This window comes from Paenibacillus sp. F4, assembly GCF_002894905.1.
In the GTDB taxonomy this organism is placed as follows: Bacteria; Bacillota; Bacilli; order Paenibacillales; family Paenibacillaceae; genus Paenibacillus; species Paenibacillus polymyxa_B.
Genome location: NZ_POVS01000009.1, coordinates 127,251 through 142,220, shown reverse-complemented (window position 1 = coordinate 142,220; position 14,970 = coordinate 127,251). Strand labels below are relative to the sequence as shown.

The 14,970-nt window shown below is 46.4% G+C and carries 16 protein-coding genes and 1 pseudogene; 15 read left to right on the top strand and 2 right to left on the bottom strand.

Annotated elements, in window-relative coordinates; genetic code table 11:
* Nucleotides 1-122: 122 nt before the first annotated feature.
* The 5 genes and pseudogenes from cas1 to C1T21_RS07555 all read left to right on the top strand — a co-directional run bounded on the left by cas1 (nt 123) and on the right by C1T21_RS07555 (nt 4,171).
* Nucleotides 123-425: pseudogene (cas1, locus tag C1T21_RS07585) on the top strand (CRISPR-associated endonuclease Cas1).
* A gap of 1,164 nt (nt 426-1,589) precedes the next feature.
* The gene (locus tag C1T21_RS07570; protein ID WP_103047819.1) at nt 1,590-2,975 is read left to right on the top strand and encodes a helix-turn-helix domain-containing protein; all 1,386 of its coding nucleotides are present in this window, start codon (nt 1,590-1,592) and stop codon (nt 2,973-2,975) included.
* A gap of 217 nt (nt 2,976-3,192) precedes the next feature.
* The gene (locus C1T21_RS07565) at nt 3,193-3,360 is read left to right on the top strand and encodes an aspartyl-phosphate phosphatase Spo0E family protein (protein WP_019687040.1); all 168 of its coding nucleotides are present in this window, start codon (nt 3,193-3,195) and stop codon (nt 3,358-3,360) included.
* A gap of 118 nt (nt 3,361-3,478) precedes the next feature.
* On the top strand, nt 3,479-3,673 hold the full coding sequence (locus C1T21_RS07560) for a Rha family transcriptional regulator (protein ID WP_053326560.1): 195 nt from the start codon (nt 3,479-3,481) through the stop codon (nt 3,671-3,673).
* Nucleotides 3,674-3,796: 123 nt separating this feature from the next.
* A complete protein-coding gene (locus C1T21_RS07555; protein ID WP_076264218.1) occupies nt 3,797-4,171 on the top strand; it encodes a DnaJ family domain-containing protein in 375 nt (124 codons plus the stop codon).
* Nucleotides 4,172-4,234: 63 nt separating this feature from the next.
* Here C1T21_RS07555 and gluQRS read toward each other — a convergent pair whose 3' ends face one another.
* On the bottom strand, nt 4,235-5,230 hold the full coding sequence (gene gluQRS / locus C1T21_RS07550; protein WP_103047818.1) for a tRNA glutamyl-Q(34) synthetase GluQRS: 996 nt from the start codon (nt 5,228-5,230) through the stop codon (nt 4,235-4,237).
* Nucleotides 5,231-5,582: 352 nt separating this feature from the next.
* Between gluQRS and hrpB the strand changes: the two genes are divergently transcribed.
* From hrpB to C1T21_RS07520, 7 genes are all read left to right on the top strand, one after another.
* Complete coding sequence (gene hrpB / locus C1T21_RS07545; RefSeq protein WP_483874463.1) at nt 5,583-7,346, top strand: ATP-dependent helicase HrpB; 1,764 nt, start codon at nt 5,583-5,585, stop codon at nt 7,344-7,346.
* A complete protein-coding gene (locus tag C1T21_RS27825) occupies nt 7,250-8,095 on the top strand; it encodes an ATP-dependent helicase C-terminal domain-containing protein (protein ID WP_258012391.1) in 846 nt (281 codons plus the stop codon). The genes hrpB and C1T21_RS27825 overlap by 97 nt, the downstream gene beginning before the upstream one ends.
* A 118-nt stretch (nt 8,096-8,213) precedes the next feature.
* Complete coding sequence (locus C1T21_RS07540) at nt 8,214-8,801, top strand: general stress protein (protein WP_103047817.1); 588 nt, start codon at nt 8,214-8,216, stop codon at nt 8,799-8,801.
* Nucleotides 8,802-9,074: 273 nt separating this feature from the next.
* Nucleotides 9,075-10,247, top strand: a complete 1,173-nt coding sequence (locus tag C1T21_RS07535) for an acyltransferase (RefSeq protein ID WP_103047816.1) — start codon at nt 9,075-9,077, stop codon at nt 10,245-10,247.
* 162 nt (nt 10,248-10,409) lie between these two features.
* Nucleotides 10,410-11,048 (top strand): CatB-related O-acetyltransferase, encoded by a 639-nt coding sequence (locus C1T21_RS07530; RefSeq protein WP_103047815.1) that lies wholly within the window; start codon nt 10,410-10,412, stop codon nt 11,046-11,048.
* A 264-nt stretch (nt 11,049-11,312) separates the two neighbouring features.
* Nucleotides 11,313-11,675, top strand: coding sequence for a replication termination protein (locus C1T21_RS07525; RefSeq protein WP_013310011.1), 363 nt, complete (start codon nt 11,313-11,315; stop codon nt 11,673-11,675).
* Between the two features lie 19 nt (nt 11,676-11,694).
* Nucleotides 11,695-12,699: a Gfo/Idh/MocA family protein gene (locus C1T21_RS07520; protein WP_103047814.1), complete on the top strand. Its 1,005-nt coding sequence runs from the start codon at nt 11,695-11,697 to the stop codon at nt 12,697-12,699.
* A gap of 93 nt (nt 12,700-12,792) precedes the next feature.
* Here C1T21_RS07520 and C1T21_RS07515 read toward each other — a convergent pair whose 3' ends face one another.
* Entirely contained in the window at nt 12,793-13,362 is a 570-nt protein-coding gene (locus C1T21_RS07515; protein ID WP_103047813.1) for a TraR/DksA C4-type zinc finger protein, read from the bottom strand.
* A 144-nt stretch (nt 13,363-13,506) separates the two neighbouring features.
* Here C1T21_RS07515 and C1T21_RS07510 point away from each other — a divergent pair, with 144 nt between their 5' ends.
* From C1T21_RS07510 to C1T21_RS07500, 3 genes are all read left to right on the top strand, one after another.
* Nucleotides 13,507-13,884 (top strand): DivIVA domain-containing protein, encoded by a 378-nt coding sequence (locus tag C1T21_RS07510; RefSeq protein ID WP_023988297.1) that lies wholly within the window; start codon nt 13,507-13,509, stop codon nt 13,882-13,884.
* A 97-nt stretch (nt 13,885-13,981) separates the two neighbouring features.
* Nucleotides 13,982-14,416 carry an Rrf2 family transcriptional regulator gene (locus tag C1T21_RS07505; protein ID WP_103047812.1) on the top strand — a complete coding sequence of 145 codons (435 nt, stop codon included), beginning with the start codon at nt 13,982-13,984 and terminating at the stop codon, nt 14,414-14,416.
* A gap of 24 nt (nt 14,417-14,440) precedes the next feature.
* Nucleotides 14,441-14,941, top strand: a complete 501-nt coding sequence (locus tag C1T21_RS07500; RefSeq protein WP_103047811.1) for a metallophosphoesterase family protein — start codon at nt 14,441-14,443, stop codon at nt 14,939-14,941.
* Nucleotides 14,942-14,970: the final 29 nt, after the last annotated feature.

The window sequence follows — 14,970 nt, the reverse complement described above, 5'->3', positions numbered from 1 at the left end:
ATGGTATATTTGTATAAAGACAATGTAAACAACCAAACGAAAACAGATGGACGATAAGATCAGAAAAAGAATACACTGACGAAGACGATTGCGGCCTGCTATCCCCAAACCGAAATCCAAAAGTGTATCAGGCTGTGCGGTTTGGAAGGGACGGCGACGGTTCAGTACAAGATGATTTTCACTTCCATGGACACCATAAACGCCCGCCGTTAGATAATGTGAATGCCCTATTATCTTTTGCCTATACACTGCTGTCCAACGATATGAAATGGGCACTGGAAGCTGTGGGCTTGAATGCTTATGTAGGTTTTCTGCATAGAGGTTGTTCAGAGTGAGCCTCATTGGCATTGGATGTGATGGAAGAACTTCGAGAAGTATATGCCGGCCGTTTTATCCTTACATTGATTAATAAGAAAAATGATTAAATAAAAGATTTTACAAAAAAAGAAAACGAGGCTGCCATGATGAACGATGTTACAAGGAAAAATCGTAATGAAGGCATGGCACAATGAAACAGGATAGGATTATTTATCCCTATGTGAATGTATTTCGGATTTTACCCAATTCGACATTTAAAGTACGAACTCGAAGAGTTGATAGACAAAACAGAAGACAGCTTGCGCTTCTACAACTTAGAAGATAACTACAAAAAGAAAGTGGATCATATAGGGGCCAAAGAAGCTTACGATATGGAAAGTCCGCTGATTCTGTAAGGTGCGAATGTGAAGCTCACATAAAAATCCCGGGTCCTTCGCACCTCGAAAAATGTCGAAAAACAATTGAATCGGTTGCCTTCAGAAAAGGGCAATGGTTGATCCAAGCCTTTTTGGCATCGTTTTTTGCGAGAATGTGTGGAACTGATATCATTAGGGTATGAATTACTGCATTTTCGCTGTCGCACTCCATGTGAGTGCGTGAATGATATGAAAAAAGAAGTCTTGTTTCGTGGCCTGCCCAGCAGTGAATAGGTGCAAATTTCTTTTTAACGGATTATTCGACAAATTGCCCCTTACTTTTATACAATAATGAACTAACATTTACTATGTTGAAGTATAAAATAAGGTGGGAGTTGCTTATGAGGATTTCCATTAGTAAGTTTCTAAAGCGTTATGCAACGATTCTATTGAACTACGCAATAGTTATAGGGGTATTTTACGCTTTGGGATATCAGATGAGTGCTATGGGAATCTATGCAATTCTGACAGGAATTGTGAGTGGAGAAATAATCAATATGGCATTATCAAAGCGAGAGAAATGAACCTATGTATCCCTTGATTACATCAAAATCGGGGAATTTTTCATTTGATTAAAAGGTTCAACAGAGTTTCTACCTGGGAACTCTATATCATTTACTAATAGTAAGAATATGGAGAAATGAAATAGTCATGTCAACTCTGTGAAACCTTTTATTTCGGCAATCCAATTTTACTTTTGCTATTCGTTTTCACAATCTTCCCTTGTGTGTAAGTTATGCTGAATTTTCGTTATAAACATTAGTTGCATAATATATTGACAGATGGTTAATTATGGAGAAGAATAAAGGGTGATTTTTAAAATAATGGAATTTTTATGTGAAGGGTGGTTATGACTTGAAGCATACACCTACGATTTCAGCGGAGTTTGAGGATTATCTAAAACAAAATGATATGACGTTGAGTCAATTTGCCCAATATTCAGGGGTTCATCAAAGAACGCTTAGTCAGCATCGTCCTGTTTCCGTACAGCAGCTAGACCGAATTACTGCGGCTATGGATTTGCCAGAAGGCTATTTTTACGATCTATACATAGAAAATTACATCATTGACCTTTCTCCGAATTTTAGGCGAATCGAGCCATTATTGTATCGTTGTGCGGAGCTGGACAAGCTGGATGCAATTCGTCGAATGGTTGGACATATCATGGATAATCCGCTGTATGCGACTAGGCTATTTGATGTTGCAGAAGCATTATTTGAACAGGGACGACATGCTGCTGCGCTGCCTCTCTATGAGAATGTCGCAGAAGTGGAGAAATATCAGCATTCTGAACGCTTGGCCACCTGCCAATATCGTATATTCTCGATTCAAGTTGGAGACGACCAAAGCCGTAATCTCAAGGCAGCAACGCTATTTGAACCCTTCGTGGAACGTCTGGATGAAATAGACCAACTTGATGCGCTAAAAGATTTGGCGAATGTGTATCGTTCTTTGCGTTTATGGGATCGGCTTGATGTGACCGCTCGAAAAATGAGAGATAAAGCGGAAATCCAATATACATTAGAGCATCAGCAGAAAAAACGAAAGCCTGCGGAAATTGAAAAGAGGCTGAGCCGTCCATTGTTTGTGTACATTACCTATTCTGATTTACTGTGTGCCAGTGTATATGAGGCCAAAGGAGATTATGAGCAGGCATTAGAATATACATACGCCTACGCTAATTTAGATTGGGTCAAAGAGACGGACGAGGAAACTCTGCATTGGATGAAACTATTTCAAGATTGGGCAGAAGGTAATATCTACACCTATAAACTATTATCTGGAGATATAAGTGTACTAAACAATTATGTTGAATATATTGCTGCATCGTCAGATGCTTCTGAAAAAGTAATGGTTACAAAACTATTAAATATTATGATGGCGGCTAACCGATATCAAGTTGATGTGGATGAAGTACTTAAGCAGTTCGAAGCGGAGATAGATTCGATCACCCAACAGCAACCATCTGCTGATATGTACACTCATCAAGTGGTTCCAGAACAATTAACGCGTTTTAAATATGAACTGGCTAAATACTACTTAAATAAAGGTAATTATTCATATGGATTTAAAAATTTACTAGACGTTTTATCTAAATCATTAGTCATTAACAAAGAAGCCTTTTTCATTAGCTGTATAAGATTATTTGAGCAGTTCAAACAATTTGCAGACTTTAGACTGTGTACAAAGTATGAGAGTTTAGTTAGAGAAGGGCGAAAAGAAAGATTATTTTATTATTAGAAGTAATCAATCATTTCTCAGTGTTGATTCCAAGCTGAATAAATAAAATATATTTGGATTTTAAGTTCAGCTTGTGGGAGTCTGTTGGGATTTTAAATAAACATAAAACGTCAAAAAGTGCCTCTGGAATGCTCCAGAAGCACTTTTTTTGTCGAGTAAATTATCAAAAAATCCAAAAGTTTACGTTTTGTATTAGGATATCACAGAAGGGGGAATCATGCTGATGAATCCAGGTGTGACTTTACTTCGTGTCGAACGGGCCAGAAAAAGACTGTACCAAGTCCAGAAGAAATACGGATTTTTAACGCATCCCAAAGTGATTGAACAATCCATGAAACTGGATGAACTATTGAATCAATACCAAACCTGCAAAATGAAATCTTAGCTAAAGTGTGTGCATGACGCGCTTTTGAATGAAGAAGACGAACTCCAATCTCCAATCTCCAAACCCCAATCAAAATTCTAAATCCTAAATCCTATACTATGAAGAGGTGGTAACGTTGTTGAACAAACGAAATCCTGTAACCCCTTTTGGCTGGAAAATCAAAGAAAAGCTAGTCGAGAGGCAAATGGATCAGAGAACATTTTGTGATACCTATCATATTCCTGCTAGCCGCTTGTCTAATCTCATTCATGGAACACGTAAGGCCAAAAAATATCGAGTACAAGTATGTCAATTGCTTGGGATCGAAGAATAACCCCTCTCTCTTTTATGGAAACAGGATATCCTAATGATATGTAAGCTACAGTGGCAAAGGACTCCAGGTTTCTTTAATATAGATTGTACATAGGATGTTTAATACAAGGAATGGAAAGGGGCGATGGGGATGTTCTCCAGAATGGCAGAGCAGAAGATTGCCGAGGCGATGGCTAAAGGTGAATTTGATCATTTACCGGGAGAGGGCAAGCCACTGGTGATCGAGGATCTGTCACATGTTCCAGAGGAGCTGCGGATGTCGTACAAGCTGTTGAAGAATGCAGGCATTTTACCGGAAGAACTTCAGTTACAAAAGGAATGTGTCCAGCTACGTGATTTGCTTCACGCTTGTCATGAGGCAGGAGAGCAACAGCGGATCAGTCGCAGGCTGACTGAAAAATCACTACGTCTCCGTATGCTGCTGGAGGAAAGAGGGCTGAATACGTCGTCTGTATTTTATGAATATGAGTCCGCTATGCGTAAGCGATTGGAGGAATAGAAGCGAGAGGAGCAAAGGGCGGATGCCCCTGCCCGTACACTTTAATCTCAGTGCTTTACCTCATTACCGTTGCAGTGCAGATAATCTCGTGAGGCATTGTTTCGTCAGGATGACAGGTTCTTTGGGCAGTTTGTCCAAATGAAAGTCATCGATTAAATCCACAGCCTTCACAGGCTCAGGTGAATCCAGCAGCCCGGAAAAATAGGCGAGCCAGCCAATGACTGCTTCCGGTGTGACACCTTGTCGGCGCATAGCTCGGAGTGCTACGCCACCATGTCGTTTGGCCAGCCTTCGCCCATCAGGGCCTAGGACAAGGGGAACGTGTGCGAAACGTGGCGGCTGCAACCCCAAAGCTTGGTACAGCAATAGCTGACGGGGAGTCGAATCGAGAAGATCATACCCGCGTAGTACGTCGGTCATATGCATATCCGCATCATCGACAACGACAGCCAGCTGATAGGAAAACATGCCGTCGGCTCGTTTGACGATAAAATCGCCCCCCTCAGCCGCACCAAAGGCCACATGACCTGCTACCTGATCATGAAACGAAATAACGGCATCTGGATGTTGCGGCACTTTAAAGCGAAGTGAAGGGAGTTTATGTTGTGCTTTGGCTACGACATCTTGAGAGCTAAGGTTACGACATGCCCCCGAATACGCAGGCCCTTCACCAGACAGTCCATGTGGAGCATGGGCGGCGGCCAGAATGTCGGCCCGACTGCAAAAACAAGGATACAGTAAATCTTGCCTCTGTAGTTTCTCCAATGCAGACTGGTAGCGTTCCAGCCGTTGGCTTTGAGTGTAGGAACCGTAGGGACCGCCTACGTCGGGTCCTTCGTCCCAATTCAGCCCGATCCAGCGCAAGTCTCCCATAATCCCTTGCGCCAACTGGCTGCGAGCTCGCGTCATATCAATATCTTCCATGCGCAAAATATAGGTTCCGTCCAGGGAACGAACGTGCAGCCAGGATAATAAGGCAGTACGAGCGTTTCCTAAGTGTATCCATCCCGATGGTGTTGGGGCAAATCGCCCTCTGATGGGTTGGGCCTGTAATTCCATACGAAAGTGACCTCGATTCTATATTCCGTCCTTCAGCAATCCATATCAACCATATTATAAAACGAACTTACCGCGAGTGCATCCCGACAGGTACAGGAGCTAACACAGGAAACTTACATAGCCGCGATGGCCAGACGGGAAATTTAAATATCTGTATAATAGATTTAGAAGAATTATGCACTACAGATCAAAGAGAAGTCCCAGAGTGCAGCTTAACATTTTTTATTCAGTATTCAATAATTACAGGTAATGAAAAATTCACAATAATAAAGGAATTAAAACTTAGATTCTACGCATCAAGCGTATCATTGGAGAGATTTCATTGACAGATAAACAACTGCCTATTATACAAGTGATCCCCGAGCTTAAACATACACTGCAATCCCAGTCGGCGGCGGTACTGATTGCCCAGCCGGGAGCGGGGAAAACGACGGTAACACCTCTGGAGCTACTGCATGAGCCGTGGCTGGCAGGGCAAAAGATGATTATGCTGGAGCCGAGGCGTTTGGCAGCGCGTGCAGCAGCAGCGCAAATGGCAAAAGCGCTCGGAGAGCCCACCGGGAAGACCGTGGGTTACCGGGTTCGTATGGATACAAAAGTAGGGCCATACACGCGGATTGAAGTGGTTACGGAGGGCGTACTGACCCGGATGTTGCAACATGATCAGGCGTTGGAGGGAGTCGGCCTGATTATTTTTGATGAGTTTCATGAACGTAGCCTGCCTGCAGATTTGGGATTGGCACTTGCCCTGCAAAGCCAGGCGTTGCTGCGACCGGATTTGAAGATATTGATCATGTCTGCCACCCTGGAGGCAGAGCCTGTATGCAGACTATTAGGGGATGCGCCATTGCTGGAATGTCCAGGCACTGTATTTCCGGTAGAAACCTTTCATATGTCCAAACCTTCGTCAACCTCATTAGAGTCCTTTACGGCTGAGACGGTAGAAAAGGCACTTCATGCTCATGATGGCGATCTGCTGGTGTTTTTACCAGGGGCTAGAGAAATTCACAGAACGGAACGAGAATTGGCTTCAAAGCATTTACCAGCACATGTCAAGGTAATTCCGCTGTACGGGAGCATGAAGCTGGAGCAGCAGGATGAGGCAATACGCCCGTCGGCTTCGGGCAGTCGAAAAGTGGTATTGGCCACCTCGATTGCCGAGTCTAGCTTGACCATAGCCGGGATTACGGTGGTGATCGACAGCGGACTGTCGCGGGAGTCTGTATTTTCCGCGCGGACCGGTATGAGCCGTTTGACCACCGTCAAGGTGTCCAAGGCCTCCGCCGATCAGCGGCGCGGACGGGCGGGCCGCCTCCAGCCGGGCGTATGCTACCGGCTGTGGAGCGCGCAGGAGCAAGCCGCGCTCCCCGATGCCAGCCGCCCGGAAATCGCGGCGGCGGATCTGGCCCCGCTCGCGCTGGAGTTGGCGGCCTGGGGCGTACGCGAGCCCGCCGAGCTGGCCTGGTTGGATGCCCCGCCTGAGGCCGCGTACCGCCAGGCCACAGGTCTGCTGCGCCAGCTCGGCTGCCTAGATGAAGCAGCCGATGGCACTACAGGCGGCATCACCGCGCATGGGCGCGAGGTGTCCGCCTTGGGCACGCACCCGCGCCTCGGGCACATGCTGTTGCGCGCAGCGGCCCTCGGCCTGGCACCAACTGCCAGCCGTCTGGCTGCGCTGCTGCAAGAGCGTGACCCGTTCCGCGTCCATGGCGGAACGGATTTGCGCCCGCGGCTGGATGCCCTGCGCGAGGCGACCCATGCCCGCAGCACGCACAGCCTGCTGCGGGCAGCAGACGATACGGTGATTCGCCGTATCGTGCAGGAGAGCCGGCAGCTGCTAGCCTCGCTGCCGACAGCAGCCGCNNGACAGCAGCCGCAGCGCAGGACGAGCCTGACGGCTCCGCGGCTTGCGGGCTGCTGTTGGCCTTTGCGTATCCGGATCGGATCGCGCAGGGCCGAGGGGACGGCCGCTTTTTGCTTAGCGGCGGTCGGGGCGCGCGACTCCGACAAGTGGAGTGGATGTCGCGTTCGACCTATCTTGTCGCCGCCGAAGTGGACGACGAGGGAGCAGATGGCGCCATTCAGCTGGCTGCACCAGTTGAACTGCAAGAGCTGATCCAGCATTGCAGCGATTTGTTGCTGGAACAAGCCAACGTATACTGGGATAGCTCCGTCTCAGCAGTGAGAGCCCGCAAGGTACTGCGGCTGGGCTCACTCGTCTTAAAGGAAACGTCCTATGAGCGACCTCCGGCAGAGGAGGTTGCTACCGCCTTGATGCAGGGTGTCCGTGAACGCGGGCTCAAGCTGCTGTCATGGAATCGGCAAACCCTCCAGTTGCAGGCTCGTTTGATTTTTATGCACTTCTCGGCGCCTGAGGACTGGCCCGACTGCACGGAATCGGCATTGCTGGATTCACTGGAATCGTGGCTGTTGCCTTTTGCTCTAGGAGCCAAAAATGTATCCGATTTGCAACGGCTGGATAGTGCTGCATTGCTGCTTGACAGGCTGGATTGGGAACAGCGGCAGCAACTTGATCAGGAAGCGCCGACGCATATCCGCGTACCCAGCGGTTCCCGCATTCCTGTCGATTATTCGAATCCTGAGGCACCAGCGCTGGCCGTACGACTACAAGAGTTGTTCGGTATGAGGGATACGCCTCGTATTGGACGCGGACGCGTACCCATTGTATTGCATTTACTGTCACCTGCCCAGCGACCTGTCCAAGTGACGTCCGACTTGTCCAGCTTCTGGAGCGAGGCTTATTATGAAGTCAAAAAGGACCTGAAAGGCAGATATCCCAAGCATTATTGGCCAGATGATCCACTGGAAGCTGTGGCGACCAACAGAGCAAAGCCAAAGCGTTAAATAGAAGCTGTTTTATGCTAATCGACTTTTTGAATTTTTGTAAAATCGTTTAAACGTCATAATAGCGGGGTAATGAAAAACGAACCACTCGACACTAAAATATTGGGAGGTAACTATCATGGCTAATAACTTAAACGATTATAATGAAAAGAAAATTGTCGGTGTTTTTGATACAGAACAGGAAGCGTCTCGTGCGATTGGACAATTGCAGAGCAAAGGAATTCCAAGCAGTGAGATTTCTGTGATCACCCGTGACCGTGACGAGCTGAGGACGATTAGTGAAGAGACAGGCACCAAAGCACCGGAGGGTGTAGCGACAGGTGCGGCTACAGGTGGAGTTGTAGGCGGTGTCGCTGGCTTGCTGGCAGGCATCGGGGCCTTGGCTATTCCGGGTATCGGACCTATCCTTGCCGCTGGACCTATCGCGGCTACTCTTACCGGAGCAGCTGTCGGAGCGGGAGCAGGTGGCTTGGTCGGTGGACTGGTTGGGCTGGGCATTCCAGAGGATGATGCACGTCAATACGAGACATACGTCGATCAGGGCAAGATTTTAGTGCTGGTGGATTCCGCTGACCATCACAGGGATGTTTATGATATTTTCCGCACCAACCGTTCGCTGAATGCGGATCGTTATAGAACATATGATGATACGGTGGCAGACACGCCGCGTACAGATGTGTACACAGATACTAGAAGGAACCTGTAAACACCTCACGGCTAGTTAAGAAAGTGATGTACAGCAGGCTTTCCTATCTCCTTTGTATATAGGTTGTTTCTACAGCAGCAGCACTCTCCCCGAGAGGGAGGACTGCTGCTTTTACATATGTTACTCAACGAATAAAACTGAGATAAATGATGCTTTGCATGCCGTTGGCACGTTTATCCTTCTATATATTTTTACAGAATTGTCGTTATAATAGATTGAGGATTTTGCAAAAATCCTGGATTTATAAATTGCTAGATGTAACAGGAGAGTGACATGAGTCAAAAAGAGAGAATTTCCGAAGTCGCTTTGCTGAGAGGGCTGGCTTTTGCGGCCGTTGTTCTTCAGCATTCCGTCGCACACTATGCGGTTGCGCAGGGGGCGCGCATCCAGGACGGGGTATTGATGACACTTTTACTGCTGTGTTCCAAATTTGCAGTTCCTGTGTTTGTATTTATCACTGGAATGGTGCTATTTTACAATTATGATGGAGCCTTAAAATACGGAACGTTTTTACGTAAAAGATTCATGGACATTATCGTTCCTTATATCATATGGTCTCTTTTATACGAATTGGGAAATCAGCTTGCCCAAAGTGGTGGATATATTCACCCGCTGGATTTTTTCCAGAAGTTGTTGAACGGGAAAAGCAGCTATCATCTATGGTACATCGTTATGATTATTCAATGTTATGTGTTATTTCCCGTGTTTCGTTATGCCGTTCGCCGTTTGTCTGCGTTACTGCCGTCAAAATGGCGACCCGCTGCATTGGCTGGATTCGGCGTGCTATATATTTTGCTCATGTTCGCCGTTGGACCCGTATACCAAGCGATGGATAAGCTCCAGCTTCCGGTCATTACCTCTTGGTTTACCCTGTATGCTGACCGGAATGTGATCTATTTTTTCTTTTATTTTGTGCTAGGAGCGGCAGCCGGGATGAACGTCAAGCGTTGGAATGCTTGGGTAACCAAAGCACAGATGATATACTGGCCGTTGTTTATCGTAATTACAGGCTACTTACTGTATGAGATGATCGGTCAGTTCCAGACGCCGCGAGGTTCAGTTCTTTCCTTTAACTATTTGTCTCTGCTGCGTCCGGTCATGGCTGTATATTGCGTTGCGTCTATTTTTGTAGCTTATCGGGTAGCGACGTGGATTGCTCATAAGGGGGGACGTGCGGCGAGTATGCTGACGGCCATTGGAACGTTGTCCTATGGAGCGTATCTCATGCATGCCTTTATGCTACGTGTGACCTATTATTTTGACGAGAGGTTGTTTGCAGACTGGAGTCACGTTCTTCGTACGCTGGCTTCATTCGTTCTCTGTATGATCTTTTCCGTTGCCGGAACATGGCTGCTGGCACGTTTGCCTCTGGGCAAATGGATCGTGGGGCTTCGGGTTCGTCCTCGCCCGACTGGAGGTCCGCCAGCCTTACAAAAGCAAGCCTGATTTGATAACCCAATCACATATGTTCACATGAGTATCCCAAAGCCAAGAAATAAGGCCAAGGGATACTTTTCTATCTACATTTGTTTAATAGTATACATACTGATAGACTGGATGTTCCTTTACTAGTAAGGTGAAGGAACATCCATATGGGAGGGTCGCAAAATGAGTGGTCCAGATACAAGAAGCGTTTTTCCGATGAAAAATATTAGAAGTCTGTGTTTTTTGAACAATGTAGTGGTTAATCCATATATCGAAATCGGGGATTATACCTATTATGACGATGATGATAACCCTTTGGATTTTGAGAAAAATGTCCTTTATCATTTTGATTTTATAGGGGACAAATTAAAGATTGGTAAGTTTTGCGCGATTGCTTCCAAAGCCAAATTTATTATGAATGGCGCTAATCATAATACAAATGCGTTTACCACTTTTCCTTTTGGAGCGTTTGGCGGAGATTGGGAAGTTGGTTTACCCAATTTAAGTGGGGGCTACAAAGGGGACACTGTGGTTGGAAATGATGTTTGGATTGGTTACAATGCTACCATTATGCCCGGAGTTCAAATTGGTGATGGCGCGATCATTGCGTCAAATGCCGTGGTGACTAAAGATGTTCTGCCATATTCCATTGTAGGAGGAAATCCCGCGAAGTTAATTCGTTATCGGTTTGATGAGGAAACTATAGCTATGCTCCAAACCCTGAAATGGTGGGACTGGGACATCCAAAAAATAACAGAATATATTCCTATTTTGACAAGTAACGATACGGAGGCCTTAAAACAATTAATCCAGTCTTCGTAATCTGTAACTCTATTTTTTTAGCTTTAGTTACATTATTTCAACATATGAAAAATTCATAATAACAAAAACAATAAAATCATTTCTCAGCGCTTCGCACACTACTCTATATCGCCTCATTCTATATCTCTCACCATCTTAAAACAGGTCACAAGGGATGGAGAGTTCTCATAAACTCTTATCTCATCAAAGGAAATAGTGTATGGACGCAGAGTGGTTTATAATGGAAGATAAGGTGCACGAATAAGGTGTGGAGGAGGCTGTGAAATGGCGTTTATGATATCCCAGCGGGCTTTTATCAAAATTTATCTGATCACAATGGTGGAGAGGCATCGCGGTTATGGATATCAGATGCTCGAATCGATGAAGGATGAGTTTAGTGGCTTTGGATATGTTCCGCCTCAGAGCGAGGTTTACCGGGCGCTGCATGAGCTGGTACAGGAAGGCGTTTTTTACCGTACCAAGCGATTGAAAGGAACAGACCCGCGCGTGGATTTTCAGGAGATTGTACTCTATCACTTTACAGATGATGGGGAGGAGAAAGCACGATTGTACAAGAAGCAGGTCAAAGCTGATTTGGACCGTTGCTTAGGTATGCTGCATAAAGCGGAACAAGACAACTATTCCTAACCACGAAAGGATGAGAATGATGGGTAGAAAGCTGAAATGGGGAATTTTAGGCACTGCGGAGATCGCCCAAATCGCTGTAATTCCTGCGATTCAGCAATCTGAACGCGGAGAAGTGCTTGGGATTGCTAGTCGTAATGCGGATAAAGCCGCTGAGGCCGCCCGGGAGTTCGATATTCCAAAAAGTTATGGAAGCTATGATGAACTGTTGGCTGATCCCGAAATCGGAGCGGTGTACATTCCGTTGCCAAACCATCTGCATGAAGAGTGGACCATTCGGGCAGCGGACGCTGGGAAGCACGTTTTGTGTGAAAAACCATCTTCTCTTAGCTCGGCTGGGACAAGCCGCATGATTGAAGCATGTCAACGTGCAGGAGTGATCTTTGCAGAGGCTTTTATGTATCGCTATCATCCCAAACATCGAAGAATTAAGGAAATTATCAATAGTGGGGAAATTGGTGACATTCGCGGCATCCATTGCACGTTTACGTTTAACAATACCGATCAGGCAGATAATGTGCGCTTTAATAAAAACATGGGCGGCGGCTCGCTATATGATGTGGGCGTCTATCCGATATCAGCCGCTCGTATGTATTTGGACCGGGAGCCGGAGGCAGTGACGGTACATGCCTTATTTTCCCCGGAGCATGACAACGTCGATATGATGGCTTCCGGCTTGCTGGAATTTCCGGGTGGAGTCAACCTTACTTTCGATTGTGGCATGTGGGCAGCCAACCGTTCCAACATGGAAATTCTCGGTAGCAAGGGTACGATTGCAATGCCCAAAATGTTCGGTTGGGAAAGAACGTCTGTGGTACCGCAAATTTTCGTCCACGTCGGTTCGGTTACGCGTGAGGAACGTCTGAAAGGTTTTAATTCCTTTGAACTGCAAGCGGATGCTTTTGCTAAAGCGGTGCTTGATGGTGTCCCGTTGCCGTATGAGCCAGAAGATGCGGTGAGCAATATGAAGGTGATCGACGCTTGTATTGAGTCAGCTCGCAGTCGAAAACGGATAGAAATTGGATAAACGGGATCACCGTATTCCCGTAAGGCATAAAAAAGCAGCCTGTCCAAAGGACAAGCTGCTTTTTTAGATGAACGAATACATAAGCGTATAGCATTACATATTTTCATCATAATCGGTGACATCACGCTTGGCGGCAGTTGCAGGCGAGTTCGATGTACCGTATTTTTCTACGGCGTCCCATGCGCCCGCATCGTCAAATCGTCCTGCATTTCGTTGGCGAACCTCACCCGCACCTTTGGGTGGTGGAGTCATGACCTGTTCCTCTACCGGGCGGTCATTCGATAATTCTCGAGTTGGCGTGTGCTCGACGGTATAGGCTGTATATGGAATGGCTTGCAACCGTTCGAAAGGAATTTCTTCCCCGCTTTCCACACATATTCCGTACGTCCCATCCTTCATCCGTTGAAGGGCTGCATTGACTTGCTCCAGCTCGTCTTGCAGCGAATCATTAATCGCCAGATCACGGGACCGTTCAAAGGTTTCTGTCCCTATATCTGCGGGGTGGTTATCATAGGACGAGAGCTCACCTGTGGAATCTGTCAGAGTTTCTCCCAATGGAGTGTTTTCCTGACCGTTTTGTTCAAAATGCTTTTCTAAATCCTTTTTCTGCTCCAACAACATATGTTTCAGCTCTGCAAGCTGCGAATCGTTCAAGTGGTTCATGATCATCTCTCCCCTTCGTGGTCTGTATAAGTGACACGTATGCTCTTTTATACCCGTTCCTAGGGCCGGGCAATCAGCAGAGACTTTTATTCCCAGCCTAGAATGTGATATAAAAAGAATAGTGTGTTAAGGAGGGAATAACCGATGGATGAACATATGAAGCGTCGTCTGGATAAGCAAAAGCAGTTGTTTAAGCAACTGGGCATTCAGCTGGACGCGCTCTCCATTCATGAGAAACAGTTTAAGAATAAAATGCGCGGCTATGATCCGGACGAGGTGGATGCCTTTCTGGATGAAGTGATCAAGGATTACGAACGCTTTTATGCGAATATAGCCGACCTGATGGACAAGTGGCAGGAGCAGCAGGCAACCATACGTGATTTGAAAAATGCACCTAAGCCTGCCGCCGACCTTAATGGACTTGACCGTCGTCAACTGGAGGATATCGTTAAGCAGTTGGAATATAGTGTACGCCAATTAAAAGTGCGAGTACGTCCTGAAAATGACTATTTTCCGGAGTAAGGTGCAGTAAGCACTGTGTTGGTGCCTCTATTGTGGTATGATGGAAACATGCATTTTACCAAACATTTAATGAGGCACACACATAAAGGTGGTTAACATGAGTACCCATTTTTCCGTTAGTATCCATTGTCTGCTTCTTCTGGCTGAAGGGGCACCGGAGCGAATGACATCGTCACTTATTGCTTCCAGCATCAACACAAACCCGGTAGTTGTGAGAAGGATTATGAGCCGACTCAAGCAAGCGGGTTTGGTTGATTCGTCGCCTGGAGCACGCGGCTTTCGTCTAAGCATGTCCAGTTCAAACATCAATCTGAAAATGATCTATGAGGCGACCAAGGATGAAGGTCCGTTGTTCGCCATCCATACCGATAGCAATCATAATTGTGAGGTAGGTAGGAACATAGACGCATTGTTGGATGGTTTATATACCGTGGCAGAGCAGAAAATACAGGCGTTTTTCGAGACTGTTACGCTGCGAGATCTGGAGCAGGCACTTCAGCAGCGCCTGGGGCAACAAAGTTCATCTATGTAAAGACGCTGGTAAGGAGAAATTGATATGAAAATCATCGTACTTTCAGACACTCATATGCCGCATAGAAGCAAAACGTTACCTAGTCGGCTTGTACAGGAGTTAAAAGGCAGTGACCTCATTCTTCATGCCGGAGATTGGACGGATTGGTTTGTATATGAACGTCTAGCTGAATTTGCGCCTGTGCAAGGCATTGCCGGAAACAATGATGGAATGGACATCGTAGAGCGTTTAGGCTATCAGCGAATCGTTGAAGCCCAAGGCAAGCGGATCGGTATGGTTCACGGTCACGGCTGGCGAGGAACGACAGAAAATATCGCATTGAATACGTTTAAGGGAGAGACGCTGGATTGTCTGATTTATGGACATTCGCATATTCCGGTGGTCAAAACGATTGACGGTCAGCTTGTCCTTAATCCGGGGTCTCCGACGGACAAACGCGGCGAAGACGAATATTCATTTATCGTGCTGACGATTGAGGCTGATCAGATGGAAGCACAGCTTGTTCTTTATCCAGATAAACATTGATTTAAAACCAACAACTGTTGATTAAAGGG